This is a genomic window from Rhizobium sp. FKL33, assembly GCF_005222915.1.
Lineage (GTDB): Bacteria > Pseudomonadota > Alphaproteobacteria > Rhizobiales > Rhizobiaceae > Rhizobium_E.
The window spans coordinates 1-22,228 of record NZ_STFX01000028.1; the positions used below are offsets into that span (position 1 = coordinate 1).

22 protein-coding genes and 3 pseudogenes are annotated in these 22,228 nt (G+C 62.1%); 9 read left to right on the forward strand and 16 right to left on the reverse strand.

Annotated elements, in window-relative coordinates; genetic code table 11:
• Nucleotides 1-235, reverse strand: a pseudogene (locus E8Q41_RS17055) (D-galactonate dehydratase); the annotation flags it as partial.
• Between the two features lie 233 nt (nucleotides 236-468).
• Between E8Q41_RS17055 and treZ the strand changes: the two are divergent.
• The gene (treZ, locus tag E8Q41_RS17060; RefSeq protein ID WP_137156762.1) at nucleotides 469-2,247 is read left to right on the forward strand and encodes a malto-oligosyltrehalose trehalohydrolase; all 1,779 of its coding nucleotides are present in this window, start codon (nucleotides 469-471) and stop codon (nucleotides 2,245-2,247) included.
• Nucleotides 2,248-2,250: 3 nt separating this feature from the next.
• Here the strand turns inward: treZ and E8Q41_RS26165 are convergent, their stop codons facing one another.
• The gene (locus E8Q41_RS26165; protein ID WP_281405312.1) at nucleotides 2,251-2,376 is read right to left on the reverse strand and encodes a hypothetical protein; all 126 of its coding nucleotides are present in this window, start codon (nucleotides 2,374-2,376) and stop codon (nucleotides 2,251-2,253) included.
• Nucleotides 2,377-2,503: 127 nt separating this feature from the next.
• Between E8Q41_RS26165 and E8Q41_RS17065 the strand changes: the two genes are divergently transcribed.
• From E8Q41_RS17065 to E8Q41_RS17085, 5 genes are all read left to right on the forward strand, one after another.
• Nucleotides 2,504-3,367 carry an SDR family oxidoreductase gene (locus E8Q41_RS17065; RefSeq protein ID WP_170976520.1) on the forward strand — a complete coding sequence of 288 codons (864 nt, stop codon included), beginning with the start codon at nucleotides 2,504-2,506 and terminating at the stop codon, nucleotides 3,365-3,367.
• Nucleotides 3,368-3,395: 28 nt separating this feature from the next.
• Nucleotides 3,396-6,923: a putative maltokinase gene (locus tag E8Q41_RS17070; protein ID WP_137156763.1), complete on the forward strand. Its 3,528-nt coding sequence runs from the start codon at nucleotides 3,396-3,398 to the stop codon at nucleotides 6,921-6,923.
• Complete coding sequence (gene glgB, locus E8Q41_RS17075) at nucleotides 6,920-9,127, forward strand: 1,4-alpha-glucan branching protein GlgB (RefSeq protein WP_137156764.1); 2,208 nt, start codon at nucleotides 6,920-6,922, stop codon at nucleotides 9,125-9,127. The genes E8Q41_RS17070 and glgB overlap by 4 nt, the downstream gene beginning before the upstream one ends.
• Before the next feature lie 79 nt (nucleotides 9,128-9,206).
• Nucleotides 9,207-10,040, forward strand: coding sequence for a TIGR02587 family membrane protein (locus E8Q41_RS17080; RefSeq protein WP_137156765.1), 834 nt, complete (start codon nucleotides 9,207-9,209; stop codon nucleotides 10,038-10,040).
• 24 nt (nucleotides 10,041-10,064) lie between these two features.
• The gene (locus tag E8Q41_RS17085; RefSeq protein ID WP_137156766.1) at nucleotides 10,065-10,469 is read left to right on the forward strand and encodes a hypothetical protein; all 405 of its coding nucleotides are present in this window, start codon (nucleotides 10,065-10,067) and stop codon (nucleotides 10,467-10,469) included.
• A gap of 268 nt (nucleotides 10,470-10,737) precedes the next feature.
• Here E8Q41_RS17085 and E8Q41_RS17090 read toward each other — a convergent pair whose 3' ends face one another.
• Nucleotides 10,738-11,106, reverse strand: a complete 369-nt coding sequence (locus E8Q41_RS17090; RefSeq protein WP_137156767.1) for a hypothetical protein — start codon at nucleotides 11,104-11,106, stop codon at nucleotides 10,738-10,740.
• Between the two features lie 414 nt (nucleotides 11,107-11,520).
• Between E8Q41_RS17090 and E8Q41_RS25965 the strand changes: the two are divergent.
• From E8Q41_RS25965 to E8Q41_RS17105, 3 genes and pseudogenes are all read left to right on the forward strand, one after another.
• Nucleotides 11,521-11,892 (forward strand): annotated as a pseudogene (locus E8Q41_RS25965) (BON domain-containing protein); the annotation flags it as partial.
• Between the two features lie 52 nt (nucleotides 11,893-11,944).
• Nucleotides 11,945-12,133, forward strand: a complete 189-nt coding sequence (locus tag E8Q41_RS17100) for a DUF3008 family protein (RefSeq protein ID WP_137156768.1) — start codon at nucleotides 11,945-11,947, stop codon at nucleotides 12,131-12,133.
• 40 nt (nucleotides 12,134-12,173) lie between these two features.
• Nucleotides 12,174-12,362 (forward strand): hypothetical protein, encoded by a 189-nt coding sequence (locus tag E8Q41_RS17105; RefSeq protein WP_137156769.1) that lies wholly within the window; start codon nucleotides 12,174-12,176, stop codon nucleotides 12,360-12,362.
• Here E8Q41_RS17105 and E8Q41_RS17110 read toward each other — a convergent pair.
• From E8Q41_RS17110 to E8Q41_RS17170, 13 genes and pseudogenes are all read right to left on the reverse strand, one after another.
• The gene (locus E8Q41_RS17110; RefSeq protein ID WP_137156770.1) at nucleotides 12,320-12,610 is read right to left on the reverse strand and encodes a hypothetical protein; all 291 of its coding nucleotides are present in this window, start codon (nucleotides 12,608-12,610) and stop codon (nucleotides 12,320-12,322) included. The two genes, E8Q41_RS17105 and E8Q41_RS17110, sit on opposite strands and share 43 nt — an antisense overlap.
• 147 nt (nucleotides 12,611-12,757) lie before the next feature.
• Nucleotides 12,758-12,871, reverse strand: a pseudogene (locus E8Q41_RS17115) (oxidoreductase); the annotation flags it as partial.
• Between the two features lie 164 nt (nucleotides 12,872-13,035).
• Entirely contained in the window at nucleotides 13,036-13,293 is a 258-nt protein-coding gene (locus E8Q41_RS17120; RefSeq protein WP_170976521.1) for a DUF2171 domain-containing protein, read from the reverse strand.
• A gap of 62 nt (nucleotides 13,294-13,355) precedes the next feature.
• Nucleotides 13,356-13,613, reverse strand: coding sequence for a hypothetical protein (locus tag E8Q41_RS17125; protein WP_137156771.1), 258 nt, complete (start codon nucleotides 13,611-13,613; stop codon nucleotides 13,356-13,358).
• 54 nt (nucleotides 13,614-13,667) lie between these two features.
• Nucleotides 13,668-14,393, reverse strand: coding sequence for a copper homeostasis protein CutC (locus tag E8Q41_RS17130; RefSeq protein WP_137156772.1), 726 nt, complete (start codon nucleotides 14,391-14,393; stop codon nucleotides 13,668-13,670).
• The gene (locus E8Q41_RS17135; protein WP_137156773.1) at nucleotides 14,359-15,300 is read right to left on the reverse strand and encodes an ROK family protein; all 942 of its coding nucleotides are present in this window, start codon (nucleotides 15,298-15,300) and stop codon (nucleotides 14,359-14,361) included. Before E8Q41_RS17135 ends, E8Q41_RS17130 begins: the two co-directional genes overlap by 35 nt.
• A gap of 7 nt (nucleotides 15,301-15,307) precedes the next feature.
• Nucleotides 15,308-16,309: an ATP-binding cassette domain-containing protein gene (locus E8Q41_RS17140; RefSeq protein ID WP_137156774.1), complete on the reverse strand. Its 1,002-nt coding sequence runs from the start codon at nucleotides 16,307-16,309 to the stop codon at nucleotides 15,308-15,310.
• A gap of 13 nt (nucleotides 16,310-16,322) precedes the next feature.
• Entirely contained in the window at nucleotides 16,323-17,378 is a 1,056-nt protein-coding gene (locus tag E8Q41_RS17145) for a Gfo/Idh/MocA family oxidoreductase (protein WP_137156775.1), read from the reverse strand.
• A complete protein-coding gene (locus E8Q41_RS17150) occupies nucleotides 17,362-17,832 on the reverse strand; it encodes a DUF4304 domain-containing protein (protein WP_137156776.1) in 471 nt (156 codons plus the stop codon). The genes E8Q41_RS17145 and E8Q41_RS17150 overlap by 17 nt, the downstream gene beginning before the upstream one ends.
• Nucleotides 17,829-18,668 (reverse strand): carbohydrate ABC transporter permease, encoded by an 840-nt coding sequence (locus tag E8Q41_RS17155; RefSeq protein WP_137156777.1) that lies wholly within the window; start codon nucleotides 18,666-18,668, stop codon nucleotides 17,829-17,831. Before E8Q41_RS17155 ends, E8Q41_RS17150 begins: the two co-directional genes overlap by 4 nt.
• Nucleotides 18,669-18,678: 10 nt before the next feature.
• Entirely contained in the window at nucleotides 18,679-19,620 is a 942-nt protein-coding gene (locus tag E8Q41_RS17160; RefSeq protein ID WP_137156778.1) for a sugar ABC transporter permease, read from the reverse strand.
• Between the two features lie 217 nt (nucleotides 19,621-19,837).
• Nucleotides 19,838-21,097 (reverse strand): ABC transporter substrate-binding protein, encoded by a 1,260-nt coding sequence (locus E8Q41_RS17165; RefSeq protein ID WP_137156779.1) that lies wholly within the window; start codon nucleotides 21,095-21,097, stop codon nucleotides 19,838-19,840.
• 48 nt (nucleotides 21,098-21,145) lie between these two features.
• Entirely contained in the window at nucleotides 21,146-22,042 is an 897-nt protein-coding gene (locus E8Q41_RS17170) for an N-acetylmuramic acid 6-phosphate etherase (RefSeq protein ID WP_137156780.1), read from the reverse strand.
• Between the last annotated feature and the right edge of the window lie 186 nt (nucleotides 22,043-22,228).

Below are 22,228 nucleotides of genomic sequence, written 5' to 3' on the forward strand. Positions count from 1 at the left end.
GGACTGCGCCGCCGCGATAGAAGCCGGCGCGATACATGACCTGCCAGTGGTCCTCGATCAGGAACGGATCCTTGCCGATCAGATAGTCGGCGAGTTCATGCACGGCGGCCTCCACCGTCAGCGCCCGGCCCTCGACCACGGGCTCGCCCCAGCCGGTGACGCCCTCGTCCGTCTCGATCTTCAGGAAGCACCAGCGCGGCGGGACGATATAGGTGGTCAGTTTGGTGATTTTCATGGATTCCGGCTCCCATTCGGTCTCAAGGATCTGTGAGACGCCTCACACGATTCGTCGCGCCACTCCGGCGCGCTCCTCTCGCCCGACGTCCTCATCCGACTCATTACCGCCACAGGGCGGCAGCGCCAAGGGCGTCCAGTAAATTTTAGGAAATTTTTACTGCCTGTCTGCCCGGAACAGGCGCTCGGTCGGAACGTTGAGCAGGGGTTGATTGCAATAGGAGGCCAGATCCCTTGTCCCATTTCGCCTTTGGCCCTGTCATTCACGAACGCGGCGTACTCTTCAGGCTCTGGGCGCCGCTCCAGAAAAACATCAGTCTGCGTATAGACGACGGCCCCGTGCTTCCGATGACGACGTCTGATGGCGGATGGCGTATTCTCGATGTCGAGGGCGCGAGAGCCGGAACTCGCTATCGGTTCGTTCTCGAGGACGGCCTCGAAATTCCCGACCCGGCATCGCGGCATCAGCCGGAGGGCCTGAAAGGGCCGAGCGAAGTCATCGACCCGCTGCACTATCTCTGGCGCACGCCCGATTGGCGAGCACGCGCTTGGGAAGAGACCATCCTCTATGAGCTGCATGTCGGGACCTTCACGCCGGAGGGCACGTTCAGGGCGGCGATGGAGAAGCTTGCTTATCTTGCTGATCTTGGCGTGACCATGATCGAACTGATGCCGATCGGCGAATTTCCTGGGCGCTGGGGCTGGGGCTATGACGGCGTGCTCCATTACGCGCCCTATTCCGGATATGGCGCGCCGGATGACCTGAAGGCGCTCGTCGACGAAGCGCATCGGCTGGGTGTCTCGGTCATGCTCGACGTCGTCTACAATCACTTCGGACCTGACGGGAATTACATGGGCCTCTACGCGCCGCTGTTCACCGAACGGCATCACACGCCCTGGGGCGCGGGCATCAACTACGATGACGCCGATTCGAAGCTGGTGCGTGAATATGTGATCCAGAACGCCATCTATTGGATCGACGAGTTTCGACTGGATGGTTTGAGACTCGACGCCGTTCATGCGATCGACGATACCAGCGAGGAACATCTGCTCGACGAGTTGGCGAGACGCGTGCGCGACGCGGCAAGAGACCGCAACGTGCATCTCGTCGTCGAGAACGAGCACAATGATCCGTCCATGCTGGAGCGCACCGCAGACTCCGCGCCCCGCACCTATACCGCACAATGGAACGACGACATCCATCACGCTTTGCACGTGGCGGCAACCGGCGAAACGATCGGTTACTACGCAGATTATCAGGCTTTGCCCGAGGGGCTCGGTCGGAGCCTGACCGAAGGCTTCATCTATCAGGGGCAGGAGATGCCTTATCACGGCGGCTCCCGCGGCGGGGTCAGCACGCATCTGCCGGCGCAGGCGTTTATCGCCTTCATCCAGAATCACGACCAGATCGGCAACCGCGCCTTCGGCGACCGCCTGGCCGCCATCGTCGAGCCAGACCGATTGAGGGCCATTGCGGCCATCTATCTCCTGTCTCCGCAGGTACCGATGTTGTTCATGGGCGAAGAATGGGCGTCCACGCGCCCTTTTCCCTATTTCTGCGATTTCGACGAGGACCTGAACCGGAAGGTCCGCAAGGGTCGGGCCAAGGAGATGGTGCGGCTGCCAGGCTTCGAGCCTGAGCATGCCGACGAGATCCCCGATCCGACATCCGAAGAAACTTTTCTGTCGGCGAAGCTGGATTGGGAAGAGTGCACGGACGATCTCGCCGGCAACTGGCTCGACTTTCACAAATCGCTTCTCGCGCTTCGACGCGACAGAATCATCCCTCTCCTCCGGCAACCATGCCGGACCGCAAGCTATAACAATGAGGGATCTCGCCTCGATGTTGTCTGGACCTATGGCGATGCAAGGCTTGCACTGAGCGCCAATCTGGGCGCGTTGGCGGTTCCTGCGCGGGACCAGACGCGTGGAGAGGTGATTTGGCGCAGCCATCTGGACAGCGACGGTATGCGCGCGCCGTGGTCGATCATCTGGACGATCGAAGAGGCATAGGGCTCATTCGGTGCTGGCGGTCGGTTCGGGATCGATGGCGGGATCACCGCTGATGAGGCTCGCAAGACCATAAATCACGCCTGCCCAGACGAGGAGCGACAGGTTCACCGCCAGGATCAGATAGCCCATTCGCCGCGTCGTCCGTCCTGCACCTGTCCCTTTCTCAAAGCACGCGACCGTCAAGCAACCGCATTGCATTCGGAACAATCCGGGCTGCGAAAAGGTTCAAGCAGGGCAGACGCAAAGGAGCGAACCGATGTCCAACACCCGCCGCCCCAAGCCGCCTCATCCCAAGCAGGAACAGTCGCCGCCCGGCACGACGCCGAACATGGATCCATTGCCGGATCACGGTGAAGAGAGTTACCGCGGAAATGGGCGACTTGAAGGCAAGGTCGCCCTGATCACCGGCGGCGATTCGGGCATCGGCCGCGCAGTCGCCATCGCCTTCGCCCGAGAAGGCGCCGATGTGGCCATCGCCTATCTCCAGGAACATCGCGACGCCGAGGACACCGCCCGGCTGATCGAAGAAGCAGGCTCCAAGGCGCTGACCATTCCCGGCGATCTTTCCGACGAGGGCCATTGCAACGGCGTCATCGAAAAAGTGGTCAACGAACTGGGCGGGCTCGATATTCTGGTCAATAACGCCGCCTTTCAGCGAACTTATGCCGACATCTCCGACATCACCGCGGAGGAGTGGGACACGACATTCCGCACCAATATCTATGCGCCCTTCTTCCTTTCCAAAGCGGCAGTCCCGCATATGAAGCCGGGATCGTCGATCATCAACACGACGTCGATCCAGTCCAAGCAGCCCTCCCCCCAACTGCTCGCCTATGCCTCGACAAAGGGCGCCATCCTGAACTTTACCGCAGGCCTTTCCGCCATGATGGCGGATAGGGGCATACGGGTGAACGCGGTCGCGCAGGGACCGATCTGGACGCCGCTCATCCCGTCGACCATGCCGCAGGAGAAGGTCGAGAATTTTGGAAAGCAGACAGCGCTCGGACGTGCGGGACAGCCGGCCGAACTCGCCGGCGCCTATGTGCTGCTCGCCTCGGATCTCGGCAGCTACATGACCGGCGCCGTCATTCCGGTGACCGGCGGCGAGATCATGATCTGACGTCCGCCACGATAGTTTGGACCCATCCATGACACACGCGACTTCGACAACCGCCTTCCGTGAGGCGGCGGCCCCGCCGCGACTTTACTTCGTCCATCCCTTGGCGCTGAAGAGCGAAGATGAGTGGCGGCGCGCCTTCGCCCATGCCCGAGCTTTGGGTTTCGACAAAGTGCTTACGGCGCCGATTTTCGCCCGCCCGCCCGGCGGCAGCGTGTTTGTTCCAACAGATTGGGACAGCGCGGAGCCGGAACTCGGGCTGGGCGCCGACGCGACGGCGGCGCTTGCACGTCTGTCCGCCGCTGCAGGCGAAGAGGGCGTCGGGTTGATGCTCGACATCGTCGTCGATTTCGAACCGGATCCGCGCGGGACGACGCCGTTCGATCCCCGCATCGGGCCGCTGCGGCGAGGCGGGCGGCAGATCGAGGTGGTGGGAGACGAGGCGGCGGCGCACTGGAGCGAGAGGCTGTCGCGCTTCATCAATGCCGGGGTGTCCGGCTTCCGCTGCATGGGGCTTGCGCAGGCGCCGGCGGACTTCTGGCGCAGTGTAATCCACAGTTGCCGCGCGAACGCAGGCGAGGCGATCTTTCTCGCCTGGACGCCGGGCGCCGATTTCGAAGTTCGCCGCCGCCTGCGGGGGACAGGTTTCGACGGAAGCTTTTCATCCTTCGCCTGGTGGGACCTGGAGTCGCCATGGTTTGCCGAGGAATATGAATTGCAGCGCGATCTGGGCTGGCAAATCGCCTTTCCGGAAGCGCCCTACGGCAAACGGCTGGCGCATGGCGCCGAAAGCCGCGAGATCCTCGAACGCCAGGCGCTGCGCGCGCTGAAACTCGCCGACCAGATCGGCGACGGGCTGATGGTCCCCATGGGCTTCGAATATGGCGCGACGCAGCCCCTGGATCCGCTGTCCGGCAAAGGCGCGGATCTCTGGAGCGCAGAACGCGCCGCCTGCTTCAATCTGACGGGGCCTATCCGCGAACTCAATCGATCGGCCAACCAGGCGGCTCGGCAACCCAAAGGTACGCTTCAGTTCCTGGCCGCCTCTGGCACGCCATGCCTGACCCTGCTTCGCACCGATGGCGCTAGCTTCTCCGCCTCAGACCGGTTGACGGCGATCCTCGTCAATCGTGATCTCAGACGGGGCGCCTCGGCGCCATATAACGTCTTGAGAGAGGCTTCGTCGGGCTTTCTGCCGCTGAAGCCCGCCGGCGGTGACGGATCGGCGCTCAATGCGCTGGCGCGTCTCCGCCCTGGCGACATCAGGATCTATGTCGGCGAACGCGGCCAGCCAATCCGTAGCGCAGTCCCCGCCAACGGCGCGGAGGCGGCAGGCGAGGATTCCCGGCTGGCGATCGAGGCGGTTACCCCAAGCGTCGACGGCGGTCGTTTTCCGGTTAAGCGGATTGTCGGCTCCCTTGTCCATGTCGAGGCCGATATTTTCGGAGATGGGCATGACCCCTTGTCCGCAGCGCTTCTGTGGCGCGCGGCAGACGACGCGGAATGGCGGGAAGCTCCGATGACGCTTCTGGTCAACGACCGCTGGACGGCCGATTTCACCCCGCAACGTCTCGGCCGGCACGAATTCCTGATCGAGCCCTGGCGCAATCCGTTCGGCATCTATCGTTACGAATTGCAGAAGAAGCATGAGGCGCGGCTGGACCTGACGCTCGAACTACAGGAAGGCGCAGCGCTGATCCGGAAGGCTGAGGAACAGGCGGAAGATCCACTCAAATCTCGCCTGCGCGCCTTCATCGAACGGCTCGCCCAAGCGGAAAGCAGCGAACGCGTGGCGTTGCTGCTTTCGGACAACGCCTTCCGACTGATGGCGGAGGCCGATGCGCGACCATTTCGAACCCGATCAGCCGTGATACCGCTCGACGCCGAACGTCGAGAAGCGGCCTTCGCCAGCTGGTACCAGATCTTCCCGCGTTCCCAAAGCGGCGATCCGCATCGGCACGGAACGTTCGACGACGTCATCAAGCGGCTGCCCGCGATCCGCGACATGGGCTTCGACGTCCTCTATCTTCCACCGATCCATCCCATCGGCGCCACCAATCGCAAAGGCCGCAACAACTCCCTGGCTGCCGGACCCGACGATCCGGGCAGCGCCGAGCTCGTCGCCGCCACCGAAATGCCCTTCTCCAACGACCTCGTCCTCACCGAACTGCGGGTTCAGTTGGAGGGGCATGCCGAGACCTATCTTCTGCCGCTGGCGGTGGCCTGGGATGACACCCAGCCACAAGCGCTGGCGCAACAATTGACGCTTGCCCGTGTTCGCCATGTTCGGCGCGTCGGTTTCCTGACCGACGGCTTCGCAGCGGAAGCGCCCGCGCGCAGCGTGATGCGAGGGCTGTGCGAGCGCTCGGCGATCTCGAGCAAGACAGGGTCGCTGGAATTTCTCGGCACAGAGGCGCTCGACTGCATGAGCCTCTCCGACGACATGCCGATCCGCTGGCTGTCGGCCGAGCAATCGAACAGTTCGCTGATCCTTGGCGACATGGCGATGATCAAGCTGATCCGCCATATCTTCCCGGGCATCCATCCCGAAGTGGAAATGACTCGACATCTCACCAAAGTCGGTTACGCCAACACGCCGCCGCTGCTCGGCGAAGTCGCCCGCATAGACGCCGAAGGAGAACGCTCTACGCTGATGATCGTCCAGGGCGCCATTCGCAATCAGGGCGACGCCTGGACCTGGATGCTGAACGAACTCCGCCATCGCCTTGAAGTCGTCATCGTCAACGCCTCTGGTGAGGAGGCGGCGAGCGAGGAAGAGCGCGATCCGTTCAACGGGCTGATCGAAGTGGCCGGCGTCGTCGGCAAGCGGCTGGGCGAATTGCACGCCGCCCTCGCTCTGCCAAGTGAAGATCCCGATTTCGCCCCCGCCACGGCCGGTGAGACCGAAGCGGAGACCTGGCGAAAGGCGCTCCAGAAGAAACTCGGCGACTGCCTCGATCTCTTGTCGGACGTCCGTCCCAATCTCGATCCAGCCTGCGCTCAGTATATCGATCCGCTGCTGGAGCAGCGCGCTCGATTGCTTGACGCCGCCTCGGCCCTGTCACGCTCTCTGGTGGGGGCGATAGAAACACGGGTGCATGGCGATTTCCATCTCGGCCAGGCGCTCGTCGCCGAAGACGACGTCTACATCATCGATTTCGAGGGTGAGCCTGCGCGCGCGCTTTCGGATCGACGCGCCAAGACAAGTCCGCTTCGCGATGTCGCCGGCCTCCTGCGCTCGATCAGCTACCTCGCCGCGTCGGCGGGATCGGACCGGGATACGGCGGCGGAAACAAGCGACGATCATCGCGCCCAGCTGACCGAACGGTTCAAGCGCGAAGCAGAGACCGCGTTCCTCGAACGCTATGCCGCCGCGATCGAGAACAATGAAGCCTTGTCGATGACGCCCGAACGGCGCGCTCGGTTGATCGATCTCTTCCTGCTCGAAAAGGCGGCTTATGAAATCGGTTACGAGGCCCGCAACCGGACCGGCTGGCTGCCCATTCCGCTCAAGGGCTGTGCGACAATTGCCAACAGACTGATGGAGGCGCATCGATGACAGCGCAGCATCTACTCGGCGCAATCGATCCTCACGCGGTCGCGGCGCTCATGGACGGCCGCCATGGCGATCCCTTTTCGATCCTCGGCAAGCATAGGATCGGAGAGCAGACCGTGCTTCGCGCGCTGCTGCCCGGGGCGATGCGCGTCGACATTCTCGACGCAGACACCGGCGCGGAGATCGGCCAGGCCGAACTCGTCCATGCGGGCGGCTTGTTTGCCGGGCCGATCCAGCCGGTCAATCGCTATGTCATGCGCATTCACTGGCTCGACGCTGTGCAGGAAACCGAAGATCCCTATTCCTTCGGCCTGCTGCTCGGCGAACTCGACCTGCATCTTCTCGCCCAAGGCACCCATTACGATCTTGGACGCACCTTGGGCGCGACGGCCATGGCTGTCGATGGCGTTCCCGGCGTCCGCTTTGCGGTCTGGGCGCCGAATGCGCAGCGCGTCTCTGTGGTTGGCGATTTCAACAGTTGGGACGGACGACGTCATCCGATGCGGCTTCGCCGTGAAGCTGGCGTCTGGGAATTGTTTGTGCCGCGCCTTGGGCCCGGCGACCGCTACAAATACGAAATCATCGCCCCCTCCGGCGAGGTGCTGCCGCAGAAAGCTGATCCCGTCGCTCGATCGAGCGAGGCCGCGCCCGCCACCGCCTCGATCGTCGTGTCCGGCAACTCGTTCCCCTGGACCGACGAAGACTGGATGCGGCGCAAGCGCGAGCATCGCGACCTGAACGCGCCGATGTCGATCTACGAAGTGCATCTCGCCTCCTGGCTCAGGATCGCGGAGGAAGGCGGCCGCTCGCTCAACTGGATCGAACTCGCCCAACGGCTCATCCCCTATGTCCAGGACCTGGGCTTCACCCATGTCGAGCTCCTGCCGATCATGGAGCATCCGTTCGGCGGCTCCTGGGGCTATCAACCACTGGGGCTCTTTTCGCCGACCGGGCGACACGGAACGCCGGAGGACTTCGCGGTCTTCGTGGATCGGTGCCACGAGGCCGGCATCGGCGTGCTGCTCGACTGGGTGCCGGCGCATTTTCCGACCGACGTCTGGGGACTGGCGCGTTTCGACGGCACGGCGCTGTATGAGCATGAAGATCGGCGCGAAGGCTTCCACCGCGACTGGAACACGCTGATCTACAATCTCGGCCGCAACGAGGTGAAAGGCTTTCTGATCGCCTCGGCGCTCGAATGGCTGGACCGGTTCCATATCGACGGGCTGCGCGTCGACGCCGTCGCCTCGATGCTCTATCGGGATTACTCAAGAAACGTCGGCGAGTGGATTCCGAACAAGTATGGCGGACGGGAAAACCTGGAAGCCGTCGAATTCTTCAAGCATCTCAACAGCATCATCCGTCAACGCGCGCCGCACGCCCTGACCATCGCCGAGGAATCGACAGCCTGGCCGGGCGTCACGGCGCCGGTGGAACAGGGCGGGATCGGCTTCGACTTCAAATGGAACATGGGCTGGATGCATGACACGCTGGATTTCATGGAAAAGGACCCGATCTATCGGGCCTATCACCTGGGGCAGATGACCTTCGGGATGGTCTATCAGTATACCGAGCATTTCGTGTTGCCTCTGTCGCATGACGAAGTGGTTCACGGCAAAGGCTCGCTCTATGGCAAGATGCCGGGCGACGACTGGCTGAAGCGGGCCAATCTTCGCGCCTATTACGGGTTCATGTGGGCGCATCCCGGCATGAAGCTGTTGTTCATGGGGGGGGAACTCGGCCAGCGGACAGAATGGAACCACGACGCCTCGGTGCACTGGGATCTGCTCGACGATCCCGGTCACGCCGGACTGCAGCGGGTGATCAGCGATCTCAACCGTCTTTATGTACAGGAGCCGGCGTTGCAGTTCGGCGACCTCAACAGCCGGGGATTCGAATGGGCGACTGCGGATGACGCGCAGAATTCCGTCATCGCTATGCTGCGCTATTCGGAGGACCGAAAGGAAGCGATGCTGGCGGTGTCCAACTTCACACCGACGCCCAGATCCGGTTACCGCATCGGCGCGCCCTTTCCCGGACGCTGGACGGTGGTGTTCAACAGCGACGCCGAGATCTATGGCGGATCGAACCAGGGCATGCTCGAAGCCTGGACTGAAAGTGAACCGAGCCATGGTCGCGATGTCTCGATCGTGCTGACGCTTCCGCCGCTCGCAACGGTTTATCTCAAGGGGGTCCAAGAAAGGTGACGGTGAAGCGGGAACAAAACCGCACGGATCCCGTTGTTTTCCCGCAATAGGCGGAAAGCCAGGGGGAACCGCAGATTTCATGCACATCAGAACGGCGTCGGAACCGAGCCTTCAGCATTTCCTGACCGGCCTTGGGCGAGCCGCCGGCGGCGCCATCATCTTCACGCTGCCGATGCTGATGACGATGGAGATGTGGGCGCTCGGCTTTACCATCGAGGAATGGCGGCTCTGCCTGCTGCTCATCGTCACGATCCCGCTGCTGCTCGGCCTCTCCTATTATGGCGGTTTTCGCAGAACTTTTTCGTTGAAGGACGATCTCGCCGACGTCTTCGTCGGCCTGCTGATCGCCGGGCTGATGTCGGCCTTCGTGCTCTGGCTGTTCGGCGTCGTGACACTCGACACCTCGCTTCGCGAAGCGATCGGCAAAATCGCCGTGCAGACTGTGCCCGGCGGCATAGGCGCAATGCTGGCGCGAAGCCAGTTCGGCGGAGAATCCTCGACAGAGGATCTCAGGCGCGAGAGATCGTCCTATTGGGGCGAGTTTTTCCTGATGGCGACGGGCGCTCTCTTTCTGTCCTTCAACGTCGCTCCGACCGAGGAGATCATCCTCATCGCCTACCAGATGGATGTCTGGCGGGACGTCGCTCTGGCGCTGACATCGCTGATTCTGATGCACGCCTTTGTCTATGTCTCCAATTTCAAGGGCGGCGAAGGGCGCGACGCTGGCTCGCATCTGTCGCTGTTCCTGCGCTTCAGCCTGCCGGGCTATGTGCTGTCGCTCATCATGTGCATGACGATGCTGTGGGTTTTCGGACGGAGTGACGGCTTGAGCCTGCATTCCTTTCTGAGCGCGACGCTGGTGCTCGGTTTTCCCGCCTCGATCGGCGCGGCGGCGGCCCGGCTCGTGCTTTAGACACTCAAAGAGGAGGTAAACGCTATGAGCGACGGCCAGGACAAGCAGGACGACCTGCCGGATGAAACCCCTGTCGTGGAATGGGCTCTGGCCGGCATCTCGGCGCTGCTGTTTGCGAGCGGCTTCGTCTATCTCGTGGCCCACGGCGTTACCAGCGGAGATGGGCCGGCGGATCTCCGGATCGTCCATACGCTCGCTCCCAAAGATCCCCACCGCGTCGATTTCACCATTGTGAATATGGGACAGAAGACCGCCGCGCAGGTGCAGGTGAAGGGGCAGGTTTTGGAAAACGGCGCCGTCGCCGAGGAAAGTCGCGCCGTGATCGACTATGCGCCGGAAGGATCCAGCGAGCAGGGAAGCCTGATGTTCCACCGCGACATCAGGGGTCTGGAATTCCGCATCGTCGCAGAGGGCTTCAACGAACCGTAAAGGCGCAAGGCAGGGCCTGTTTCACGCGCCATGCCGACATGCTGCTCTGGCGACAGAGGCAAGCAATGGAAAAAGAAATGATCGTCCTCCCTCGCGCGTGGTCAGGCGGAGTCCAGACCTGACCGAGGTCCGCATTTCGCGCGAGGGAGAACGATCAATGGGCAGGAAGCTCGGGGGGAACAAGGGGCAGTCTGCTTCCTGCGCGCTCATAACCCATTTGAACGCCCAAGGTTCCAAGCCAGTCTGGAATTGACATGTCCTTTTCGGGTCACTCGTTCGCAGGACGCTCCGATATCACGGCGGACCGGGTGGGAGCATAGGCGGGGCCTTCTGCGGATCGGCGGCGCGGCCCCTCCTCGTCGAAATGATCATGGGGATGATCGTCAGAAAGGTCCGGAGCCTCTTCGGTGTCCGCGTCCTCGATGCTCTGGTCTTCCCCGTAGGGTTCCGGATCATCTGCGGGGTCGGGATCGATGAGATTGCTCATTTTGAGGTTGGCGACGGCCGCCCCCATCGCCGCAAGTGCTTCGTCCGTGCTCCAGCCAGCCGCATTCGCATTGGCGATCATCGTCTGGATCGCGCGATCGAACGCCCCCGTCAGCGCTTTCATCCGCCGTTCGTTCAAGTCCATTGTCATCAGCCTCTCCTTTTCACTGAAACCCCGCAGGATTTCCGAAGTTCCAGAGCTGGTTTTTCAGGGGGAACCGAAGCCCGGCGAACACAGTTTTAGAAGCAGAAAGACCGCGCCAGCGACGGTCTCGAAAGAAGAGGAAACCCAATGGCGAGCAGAGATGACTTCCGAAACGACCGCAATCGCGAACGGACGTCCCGAGATCGTGAACGGTTCGATGTGGACCCGTTCTACGGCGCCCGGGGCTATCCCGACTGGGATCGGACAGGCTCCTTCCGGGAACGCGAGCGCGAGGATGGGAATCTCGCCGACGACCGGCGATACAACTCCCCCGGCTTCGGCCGAAACGAGGCTGGCTATGCGCAGCCTGAATATCGCTACCGCGAACGCGACAGAGACAATGGCGAGCGCCGCCAGGCCTATGGCGACCGCGATGCAAAACGCGACCTGCTCGATCGCGCCTCCGACGAGGTCGCATCCTGGTTCGGCGACGAGGACGCCGAGCGGCGGCGCGAACAGGATCGTCATCGCGGCAAAGGCCCGAAAGGATACGTGCGGCGCGATGAATGAATTCTCGAGGACATCAATGATCGGCTGATGCAGGATCCCTATCTCGACGCGTCCGAGATCGAAGTGATGGTGGCCGAAGCGGAAGTGACGCTGACGGGCACGGTTGCAAGCCGTCAGGACAAGCGGCGCGCCGAAGATCTGGCCGAGTCGGTTTCGGGCGTTTCCCATGTCCAGAACAATATCCGCGTCAAAACGGGAACCATCGCCAATATCGTGAGTTGATTTCGACGAATGGCGGGCTCGACAGGAGCCCGCCATTTCCAAGGAGCCGGTCATGCCCGCAAAATCCAAAGCTCAGCAGAAAGCAGCAGGCGCGGCGCTCTCCGCCAAGCGAGGAGATACGCCGAAAAGCAGCCTGCGCGGCGCGTCGAAAAGCATGGCGGCCTCAATGTCGGAAAAACAACTCGAAGATCTGGCTTCCACTCCGCGCAAGGGCAAGCCGGAACATGCGTCACGTGACTGAACCCGCGACAAGTTTTGCGTAGCGACGGGAAGGATTTATCATGCCGACTGGCCTCTACCCCCAGATCATCTGGGATGTGATCGATCGCAGCATCACCATCATCGACGGAGACCGCGTCGTCGATCTGCGCGAGCGCTTTCGTTCGCGCGAGGATGGTCTCCGCGCGGCAGAAGCCTATTGCCGCCGTCACATGCGACGCGAGGCGGATCCGATCCGGGCAGCCGGCTGAACGATCAGTGTTTCCCGGTTTTCGGGGAAATAGAAACGCGCAGCGACCGACGCGAAGGTTTTCAAGCGTGCGCGGCAGACGATGCCGCGATCATAGGCGCGAATGAGCAGCGAGACAAAGGTTTCCTGCTTTTCGCGGCTTTTGGGATACCAATGCTCGGTCTCCAACTCCCGGATAACACCGCGCAAGAACGACACTTCCGATCCCGCAAAGACGCCTGGGCTGTGGATTTGAGTGTGCAGCGACATTCATGGCCCTCCCGCACCGCTCCGAACGAAGCATTCCGACTGCGGCGCTTCGTCCTTTGTCGCTTATTCATGTCGCAAATGAAATGGCGAAATTTAGCCCATCTATTTTTATGGGTTTATAATATTGAAGCTTCAATAAGCGCGCCGACATACCGCGCAGGCCGTCACCTTGAGGACGGCGTCGCGGCCGTGGTGAATTTTCGGGTCCGGCACGCTTTCACAACGTTTGTCGGACTTTCCGTGCCAGGTCAGGGCTTTCATTGCGGTCTCCTCATTGAGGCGGGCATGGTTTGAGGCGACACAACCGGACAAAGAGGAAAGCGTTCCCGTTTCAAGCCGGCGCCAAGCAGATAAGCAAAAGCGCGCCGGACGATGCGACGCGCTTTGCAGATTTCAGGCAGCGTAGGCTTACAGATACGATAGGATCAGTGGATGCGGGAGCCTGACTCTTCCTCTTCCTGCTGTACGGCCTCATCGGCCGGGACAGACAGGTGAACCCTGTTTTCCTGGACGGTCTCGACCAGCGACAATTCGATGAAGTGGTGATGCCCCTGATGACCGGCGCCCTGGCTGTCGGACTTGGTCAGCTTGATGCGATCGCCCTCGATGCGGTCGACTGTGCCGACATGGCGGCCGTCGTTGCCGATCACTTCCGCATGTTCCCGGATATCGTGAATGGTCATGGTCGTTCTCCTTGATGGATTGCGTCAGGGAAACGCGGGACCTGCGGTTTTGATCCATCCGATCATATGATTGTAGGGCGACCGCCATTCTTGGGTATGAATTCGAGCGTCAGCCTGATTTCCACGATCGGCCGGCGGATCTCGTCGAACACCTCCACCGCGATCATGTTCAGGGGTTCACCCGGCAGACCGTCCAACGCCATTTCGGCCAGCGCCTTTCGGCCTTCCTCGACGGCCTGGGCGTCGTTGTCGAATTCATAGGCGCGTTCGGCCGGCGACGCGCCGTCGCGGTCCAGTACGGAGAAGAAATATTTGGGCATGGCGACACTCCTGGTATCGCCCGTAAACACATGACCTCGAAGGCGGTTCCGTCGTCAGCGCGCGACAAGCGCCGTCTTGAGCGCCCGCACGGTGGCTTCGTCGGTGCGACGGGTCTGGCGGGGACTGAAGCCGAGCGACACGACGCGGTCATCCGTCTCGTCAACCGTGGTCGAAAGCGAGCCGTGCACCTCCCGCACTGGCAGCCGGTCAAGGATCTGGCCGATGCTCGCGGGCGTAACGCCGGAGCCCGGCATGATGGAGATGCGGCCATCGGCGAGCCTGATGGCCTCGGCGAGATCATCGAGGCCTTCGGGCGCGGTCTTTGCGCGGCCGGAGGTGAGAATGCGCTCGAAACCATAGTCGACGGCGAGTTCGATCGCGGCAGCCATATCAGGGACAAAGTCGAAAGCGCGATGCAGGGTGCGCGGCATGCGGCCCACCGCGTTGGATAATTGCCTCAGCGCCTTGGCGTCGAGCGCTCCGCCCGGAAGATTGGCGCCGATCACCACGCCCGAAATGCCGGCGGAAGCGGCGAACTGAATGTCCTCGCACATCAGGTCCAGTTCGCGCTGGGTGTAGACGAAAGCGCCGATGCGCGGACGGATCATCGCATAGACGGGAACCGAGGATTTCGCCGCCGCGCTCATCAAGCCGGCGGACGGCGTCAATCCGCCTGTCGAAAGGGCGCTGCAGAGTTCAATGCGGTCGGCTCCGCCCGAAATGGCGGCTTCGAGCCCTGCCAGATCATCGACGCACACTTCCAGCAGAATTTCGCTCATACGCTTTCACGCTCCATCCCAACGCCGCCGCGCCGATCAAGCCTGCATCGGGTCCACATTGCGCCTGGACCACCAGCGGCCGCTCGGAAACGCCGAGTACTCCGGGTTTCGTTTTCCGGTCGATGTTAGATAGGAGCTTTTCGGAATTTGCAAGGCCTCCGCCCACCGGCGCAATTTCGGCTCCGGTGATGTTGATCGCGAGCGCCAGAAGGCGGGCGACGAGATCGCTGTAAATGTCCACCGTCCGCGCCGCGGCCGGATCATCCGCCTCCCATGCGGAGAGAATTGCATGGCTGTCGGCGTCCGAGCCGTGAAGATGCCGATGCAGGGCTTCGATCCCGCGCGCGCCGCCCACGGTGTTCAAACAGCCTTTGCGGCCGCAACCACACTCGAAGGCGGGTATGAGTTCCGGCGGATCGCCGGCGATGGCGGGGAGAAAAGCGCCATGGCCCCATTCACCGGCAAAACCGCCAGCGCTGTTGACGAGCCGCCCACCGCTGACGAGACCACCGCCGACGCCGGAGCCGAGAATCACCCCGAACACCACATGGCGGCCTCGGCCCGCCCCATGCGCGGCTTCCGCGAGCGCGAAACAATCCGCGTCATTGGCGATCAGCACCGGCAGGCCGAGCGCCGCTTCCAGCGCCGGAGCAAGGATTGTCTGGTGCAGCGCCGGAATGTTGGCGCAGGTCAGGCGTCCAGTGTCACGATCCACGACGCCTGTTAGAGAAATTGCCAGAGCCTGGGGCCTCGACGGCGCAGCCCTGGTCAGGTCTCCGATGGCGGCGACGAACGCTTCAATCGTATCGGACGGCGTTGCGACCCGTCCCATAGGCTCGAGCGCTCCCGGTTCCGGGGACCACGCCGCCTTGATGAAACTGCCGCCGATATCGAGAGCGAGGATCATGCCTCGCTTACCTGATCGCCTTGCCAGCCGCGTCGAAGCGATGCAGCGATTTGGCGTCCGGCGTCATATGGACGATCTCATCCGGCGCATAGGGATGTTCACCGAACATGCGCACGGTGATGGTCCCCAGCTTCTCGGATTCGATATAGACGATGGTGTCGGCGCCGAGATGTTCGACATGCACGACCTTGCCGGGCCACAATCCGCTTTCCCGGGACAAGGTAATATGTTCGGGGCGGACGCCGAGCGTCTGGTAGCCGCTTTCGCCCAGTCTGCCGGCCTCGACGAAATTCATCTGCGGCGAGCCGATGAAACCGGCGACGAAGAGATTGGCGGGCTTGTTGTAGAGCTCCATCGGCGAGCCGACCTGCTCGACCGCGCCGGCGCTCAACACGACGATCTTGTCGGCCAGCGTCATCGCCTCGACCTGGTCATGCGTCACGTAGATCATGGTCGCCTTGAGACGACGATGGAGCGCTGCGATTTCCAGCCGGGTCTGCACGCGCAGAGCCGCGTCGAGGTTGGAAAGCGGCTCGTCGAAGAGGAAGAGGCTCGGCTCGCGCACGATGGCGCGGCCGATGGCGACGCGCTGACGCTGGCCGCCCGACAGTTCGGCTGGCCGGCGTTCGAGATAGGGCTCCAGCGACAGCATCGTCGAGGCCTTCTTCACCTGCTCAGCGATGACACTCGCCTCGACGCCGGCCTGCTTGAGGCCGAGCGCCATGTTGTCGCGCACGGTGAGATGCGGATAGAGCGCATAGGACTGGAAGACCATGGCGATGCCGCGTTTCGCCGGCGGCGTGACGGTCACATCCTTGCCGTCGATCAGGATCTGGCCGGACGAGATGTCTTCGAGGCCGGCGATGGAGCGCAGAAGCGTGGACTTGCCGCAGCCGGAGGGGCCGACAAAGATCACGAATTCGCCATCCGCCACATCGAGGTCGATGCCCTTGAGCACTTCGAGCGGGCCATAGGCCTTGCGGATGGATTTGAGTTTCAGATTGCCCACTGGTAGTCTCCGTTCATAGCGCGATCTGCTCGCCGGTGCGCACGCTCTCGTCGGCGGCGAGGCAGATGCGCAGCGATTGCACCGCGTCCTGCATGTGCCGGTCGAGATCGAGATCCTCGCGGATCGCCCTGAGCACGAAAGCCTGTTCGAGATCGCAAAGGTCCTGATGGCCGGGTTCGCCCGCCATCTGCAGCAATTCGTCGCCGCTCACGAAGCGGCCATCGGGGCCGGTCTTCGCCGGATGGCGGCGGATCACCGAGGTCTTGGTGTGCGTGTCGATATCGTCGGACTTGGCGTTCGGATCCATAACGATCGAGACGCAGCCCTTGGGGGTGATGATGTCCTTCACGAAGAAGGCCGTCTCCGACATCATCGGACCCCATCCCGCCTCATACCAGCCGACCGAGCCATCCTCGAACGTCACCTGAAGATGGCCGTAATTATACATGTCGGCAGCGATCTCGTCCGAGAGCCTGACACCCATGCCGCGCACGCTGACAGGCTCGGCGTCGGTGATCTGGCACATCACATCGACATAATGCACGCCGCAATCGACGATCGGCGATGTCGTCTGCATCAGCGCCTTATGCGTTTCCCAGGCTTTGCCGGAGGATTGCTGGTTGAGGTTCATGCGGAAGACGTAGGGCGGGCCCATCTCGCGGGCGAGTTCGATCAGCTTCATCCAGGAGGGGTGATGGCGGAGGATATAGCCGATCACCAGTTTTCTGCCGGTGGCGCGGGCGCAGGCGACGACGCGCTCGGCGTCGGCCACGGTCGTCGCCAGCGGCTTTTCGAGAAAGACATGGCAGCCCGCCTCCATCGCCTTGATCGCATAGGCGGCGTGGCTGTCGGAATAGGTGTTGATCGAGCAGAGATCAGGTTTCAGCTCAGCCAGCGCGTCCTCGAAATTGGGACGAATAGCATGCCCGGCCAGAATGTCGGGCAGGACCACCTGCGAACGATTGACCAGGCCGACAATCTCGAAGCCGTCATTCCTAGCATAGGACTGGGCGTGGCTTAGGCCCATATTGCCGAGGCCGGCGACAAGAACTTTAATGGGAGAGGGCATTTCCGGTCTCCTTAGTGGGCTGTGCCAAGCGCTTTACGGCCGCGCCGATATCGTGTGCCAGAGCGAGCGACGTCGCTTCCGTGGTGCACTTGGCCAAATGAGCGAAGGCATGCGTGTAAGTATGGTCCCGTATAATCTGGCGCCGACTCACATCCGTTAGACTGGCTTCCAAATCGAGGGCATTGCTCAGCGGCGAGTTGTCCTGGATGACAGAATCCGCACGCCAGAGAATGTGCAGGCCCGACACTTTGGGTCTACGCGTTGGCGACAATCGAAAGAATGACACGCCTGCATTTATGTAATGCTGCGGGCCCCATTGCGACTTCTGCAAATTGACGACACAGGTTACTTCTGGATGCTCTCTGTAGAAATAGACACTCCCGACAGGTTTGAAGCCGTTGGCCAAAGCTGTCTCGGTCAAGGCATCTATCACAATGCTCACCTCGACACTCATTTCACTGCTCCTGCCGTGATGCCGCGAATGAGTTGGCGCGAGAAAATCATGTAGAGAACGAGAACGGGCGCGATGGCGAGCGACAGCGCAGCCAACACCGCGTTCCAGTTGGTAACGAACTGGCCGATGAAGATCTGCGCGCCGAGCGTGATTGTCTTGGTGGCTTCCGACGGCGCGAGGATCAGCGGGAACCAGAGATCGTTCCAGATAGGGATCATGGTGAAGACCGCGACCGTGGCCATAGCGGGGCGCACCAGCGGCAGCACCAGCCGGAAGAAGATCTTGTATTCGCTGAGGCCGTCGATGCGGCCGGCGTTCTTGAGATCGTCGGACACCGTGCGCATGAATTCCGACAGGATGAAGATGGCGAGCGGCAGGCCCTGCGCCGTGTAGACGAGGATCAGCGCCGTCCGGGTATTGACCAGATTGAACGCCACCATGCCCTGGAGAATGCCGATCGTGCCCAGGCGGATCGGAATCATGATGCCGAGCGCCATGTAAAGACCGAGCAGCGTGTTGCCGCGGAAGCGATATTCCGACAGCGCGAAGGCCGCCATGGCGCCGAACAGCAGAACCAGCGCGATCGCCACGACCGTAACGATCAGCGAATTCATCAGATAGATCTGGAAACTGCCGCCGCTCAGAACGGTGGTGTAGCCGATGAGATCGAAGGTGCCCGGCAGCGGCGGCTGCATCGGATTGCGGAAGATGGCGTTGCGCGACTTGAAGGAATTGATGATCGTCAACACCACGGGGAAGAGCGCGATTGCGGTATAGGCAACGAGCACGGCGTGGGCGGCGGCGGCGCGGCCGAGGGAGGAGCGGGTTTTCGACATCGTGATCTCCTCAGAACTGGTAGCGGCGCATGCGGCGCTGGATGGCGAAGAGATAGAAGGCGACGCCGGCGAGAATGATCAGGAACATCACCGTGGCGATGGTCGCGCCCATCGATCGGTCGCCGAGCTGCAGCTGGAAGCCGAAGAAGGTGCGGTAGAGCAGAGTGCCGAGAATGTCGGTCGATCCATCCGGCCCGGCGAGCGCGCCCTGCACGGTGTAGATCAGGTCGAAGGCGTTGAAATTGCCGACGAAGGTCAGGATCGAAATGATGCCGATCGACGGCAGGATCAGCGGCAGCTTGATCTTCCAGAACTGGCTGAAGCCGGTGATCCCGTCGAGTTCGGCCGCCTCGATCACTTCATCGGAAATGTTGAGCAGGGCCGCATAGATCAGCATCATCGGGATGCCGACATATTGCCAGACCGAGATCAGGGATACGGCGATGAGCGCGGAATTGGGCTTGCCGAGCCAGGGGCCGAACAGGAATTTCAGGCCGACGGTGTCGAGAAGGAAAGGCGTCACGCCCCAGATCGGCGAAAGAATGAGCTTCCAGATGAAGCCGACGATCACGAAGGACAAAAGCGTCGGCATGAAAATGGCGGTGCGGTAGAAGCTCGCGAATCTGAGCTTGGGGATCGACAGCAGCGCGGCCAGCGCCACGCCAATGGGGTTCTGCACCAGCATATGGATGATGAAGAAGATGACGTTGTTCTTCAGCGCGTTCCAGAAGCCGTCGGACCATTTGGGCTCGCCGAACAGGGTGGCGAAATTGCCGAGGCCGACAAATGTCTTCTGGCCGTCGACTTCGTTGAAGAAGGAGAGCCACAGCGTGCTCGCGAGCGGAATGATCATCACCGCCGTATAGACCAGCACCGCCGGCAACAGGAAAACGGCGATATGCCAGCGGACGGGCCGGCGCGGCGCGGCTTCGGGAAGTGTGTCGACGTCCATTTGGCTCGTCCAGGTAAAGAGAAGATGTGGAAGGCGGCGATGGCCCCTCATCCCCCTGCCGGGACCTTCTCCCCGCTGGCGGGGAGAAGGAGGATGTGGCAAGGCGGGCGCTCCATCAGCCTTCGCCCCGCAGGCGCGGGGAGAAGGTGGCGGCAGCCGGATGAGGGCATGTTCGCAGATCAAGAGGCGGCGGCGAAAACCGCCGTCTCTTTGCTATTTACTTTGCGGGCTTGTACCAGCTGTCGAGGCCCTTCTGGAGCTTCTCGGCTGCGACCTCAGGCGTATCGGTGCCGTTGATCACGTTGGCAGATTCGACCCAGGTCTCGTTTTCGAGGTTGGGCGTGCCGCGCGACAGGATCTGGTAGGTCGAGCGGATGGTCGAAGAGCACTTTTCACGCCAGGAGACGAATTCCTGCGCGAGCGGATCCTGCATCTTCACCGCCGTCTTGTTGAGGCTGAAGAAGCCCGGCAGCGAATTGGCGTAGAGATCTGCGAATTCCGGCGAGGCGACCCAGGTCAGGAAGGTCTTGGCCTGTTCAGCATGTGCGGACTTGGCGTTCAGACCGACGGCGATGTCGGTGTGGTCGGAGATGTAGCACTTGTCTCCGTCCTTCTTCACCGGCGGCGGGAAAGCGCCCATCTTGAACTGGGCCTGGGTGTTGAAGCCGCCGATTTCCCAGGAGCCGGCCGGATAGATGGCGGCGCGGCCGAGCGTGAACAGGTTCTGGCTGTCCGGATAGGTCTGGGCTTCGAAGCCGTCGCCGAGATAAGGCTTCCACTTGGCGAGCGTCTTGTAGGGCTCGACCCACTGGGCGTCGGTCAGCTTCTGCTCGCCCTTGATCAGCGCGAGACGGCCTTCTTCGCCCTTCCAGTAGTTCGGGCCGATATTCTGGTAGCCCATGGTCGCGGCTTCCCAGAGATCCTTGGTGCCCATGGCCATCGGGATGTAGTTGCCGTCGGCCTTGATCTTTTCGAGCGCGGCGAAGAATTCGTCCTCGGTCTTCGGCGGGGTGATGCCGAGCTGGTCGAAGGCGTCCTTGTTGTAGATGAAGCCATGGATGACCGAGGCCATCGGCACGCAGAAGGTGGCGGCGCCGTCATCCGTGGTCCAGGCGGACTTGGCGACGTCGGAGAAGTTCTCCATGCCGGCATTCTTGGTGATGTCGGCGAGATAGCCCTTCTTGTAGAGATCGAGCGAGGCGTCGAACGGGCGGCAGGTGATCAGGTCGCCGGCGGAACCGGATTCCAGCTTGGCGTTGATGGCCGAGTTGTACTCGGTCGGGGCCATCGGCGAGAAGACCACCTTGATGCCGGGATGCTTGGCCTCGAAAGCCGGAATGAGCTTGTCCTTCCAGATCGCCAGGTCGTCGTTGCGCCAGCTCTCGATGGTGAGCGTGACGTCCTCGGCGCTGGCCGCCCCGGCATAGCCGAGGATGCTCGCGCTCAGGAGCAGAGCCTTGATTGTGGTGCGGGTCATGTTGTTCTCCCTCTTGTTGACGCCACTATGGCGTTTTTGAACCCAGTTTCAAACACGACCGAGGAGCTTGAGCGCGGCGCGCACATTTGCGCTTGTCCTGCTCAAGATCGCCTCGGCTTCAGATTTGTCTTGCGCGCCCGCGGCCAGCACGATCGCGGTCTTAACCGCGCCATCGGCCGCCTCGATGGCGCGTGCGGCGTCATCGGCGCCGACATCCGCGATCGCCGCAACAATGCCGGCGGCGCGCTGGCGCAATTTGCTGTTGTCGGCGAACAGGTTCACCATGCGCCCGTCATGGACATGGCCGAGATGGATCGCCATCAGCGTCGAAAACATGTTGAGCGCGATCTTTTGCGCAGTGCCGGCGCCCATGCGAGTGGAGCCGGACACCATTTCCGGCGGCGTCTCCAGAAGGATGGCCACATCGGCGAGCGCAAGCAGCGGCGTGCCGGCGTTGTTGGCGATCGAGACGATGCGCGCGCCCAGAGACCTGGCCTCTTCGGCCAGGGCCAACGTATAGGGGGTGGAGCCGCTCGCCGACACGCAGATCACGCAGTCGCCGACGGAAATCTCCCGTCGGGCGTCGGCGCGGGCGGCGTCGAGATCGTCTTCCGGCGCGCCGGCCAGATTGAGCAGGCTGTCTGCGCCGCCGGCCAGAAGCACGGCGATCCGGTCGCGCGGAATGCCGAAGGTGCCGGGCAGTTCGAGCGCATCGGCCATGGCCATCAGCCCGGAACTACCGGCGCCGGCGTAAACGAGACGGTGACCGCTATTCAGCGCATCCGCAGCCAGGCGCGCCGCAGCGGCGATCGCCTGTGCGGCCGCGGCGGGAGCCTTGGCGGCTTCGGCCTGCGCGGCGGCGAGAAGCGACAGCGCGTCGAGCGGCGCGAGGATGTCGATCCCCTTCGCCCTCTCATGCAGCGCCTCTGTCTTCCGCTCAGCCATGCAACCTGTCTCCTCAGTGCCGGCAATTAATGCCAACAAAATACCAATTGTCCAGCAGGAATTTACGAAAGGTAAAATTTCGTGATCCAACCACGCCTATCCACACGATCTTGATGTTGAATAGATTGGTTAATTTTTCTTCCTGGATTTTTTTGCCGATGCCGCTTGGATATTGGTATTTTTTTG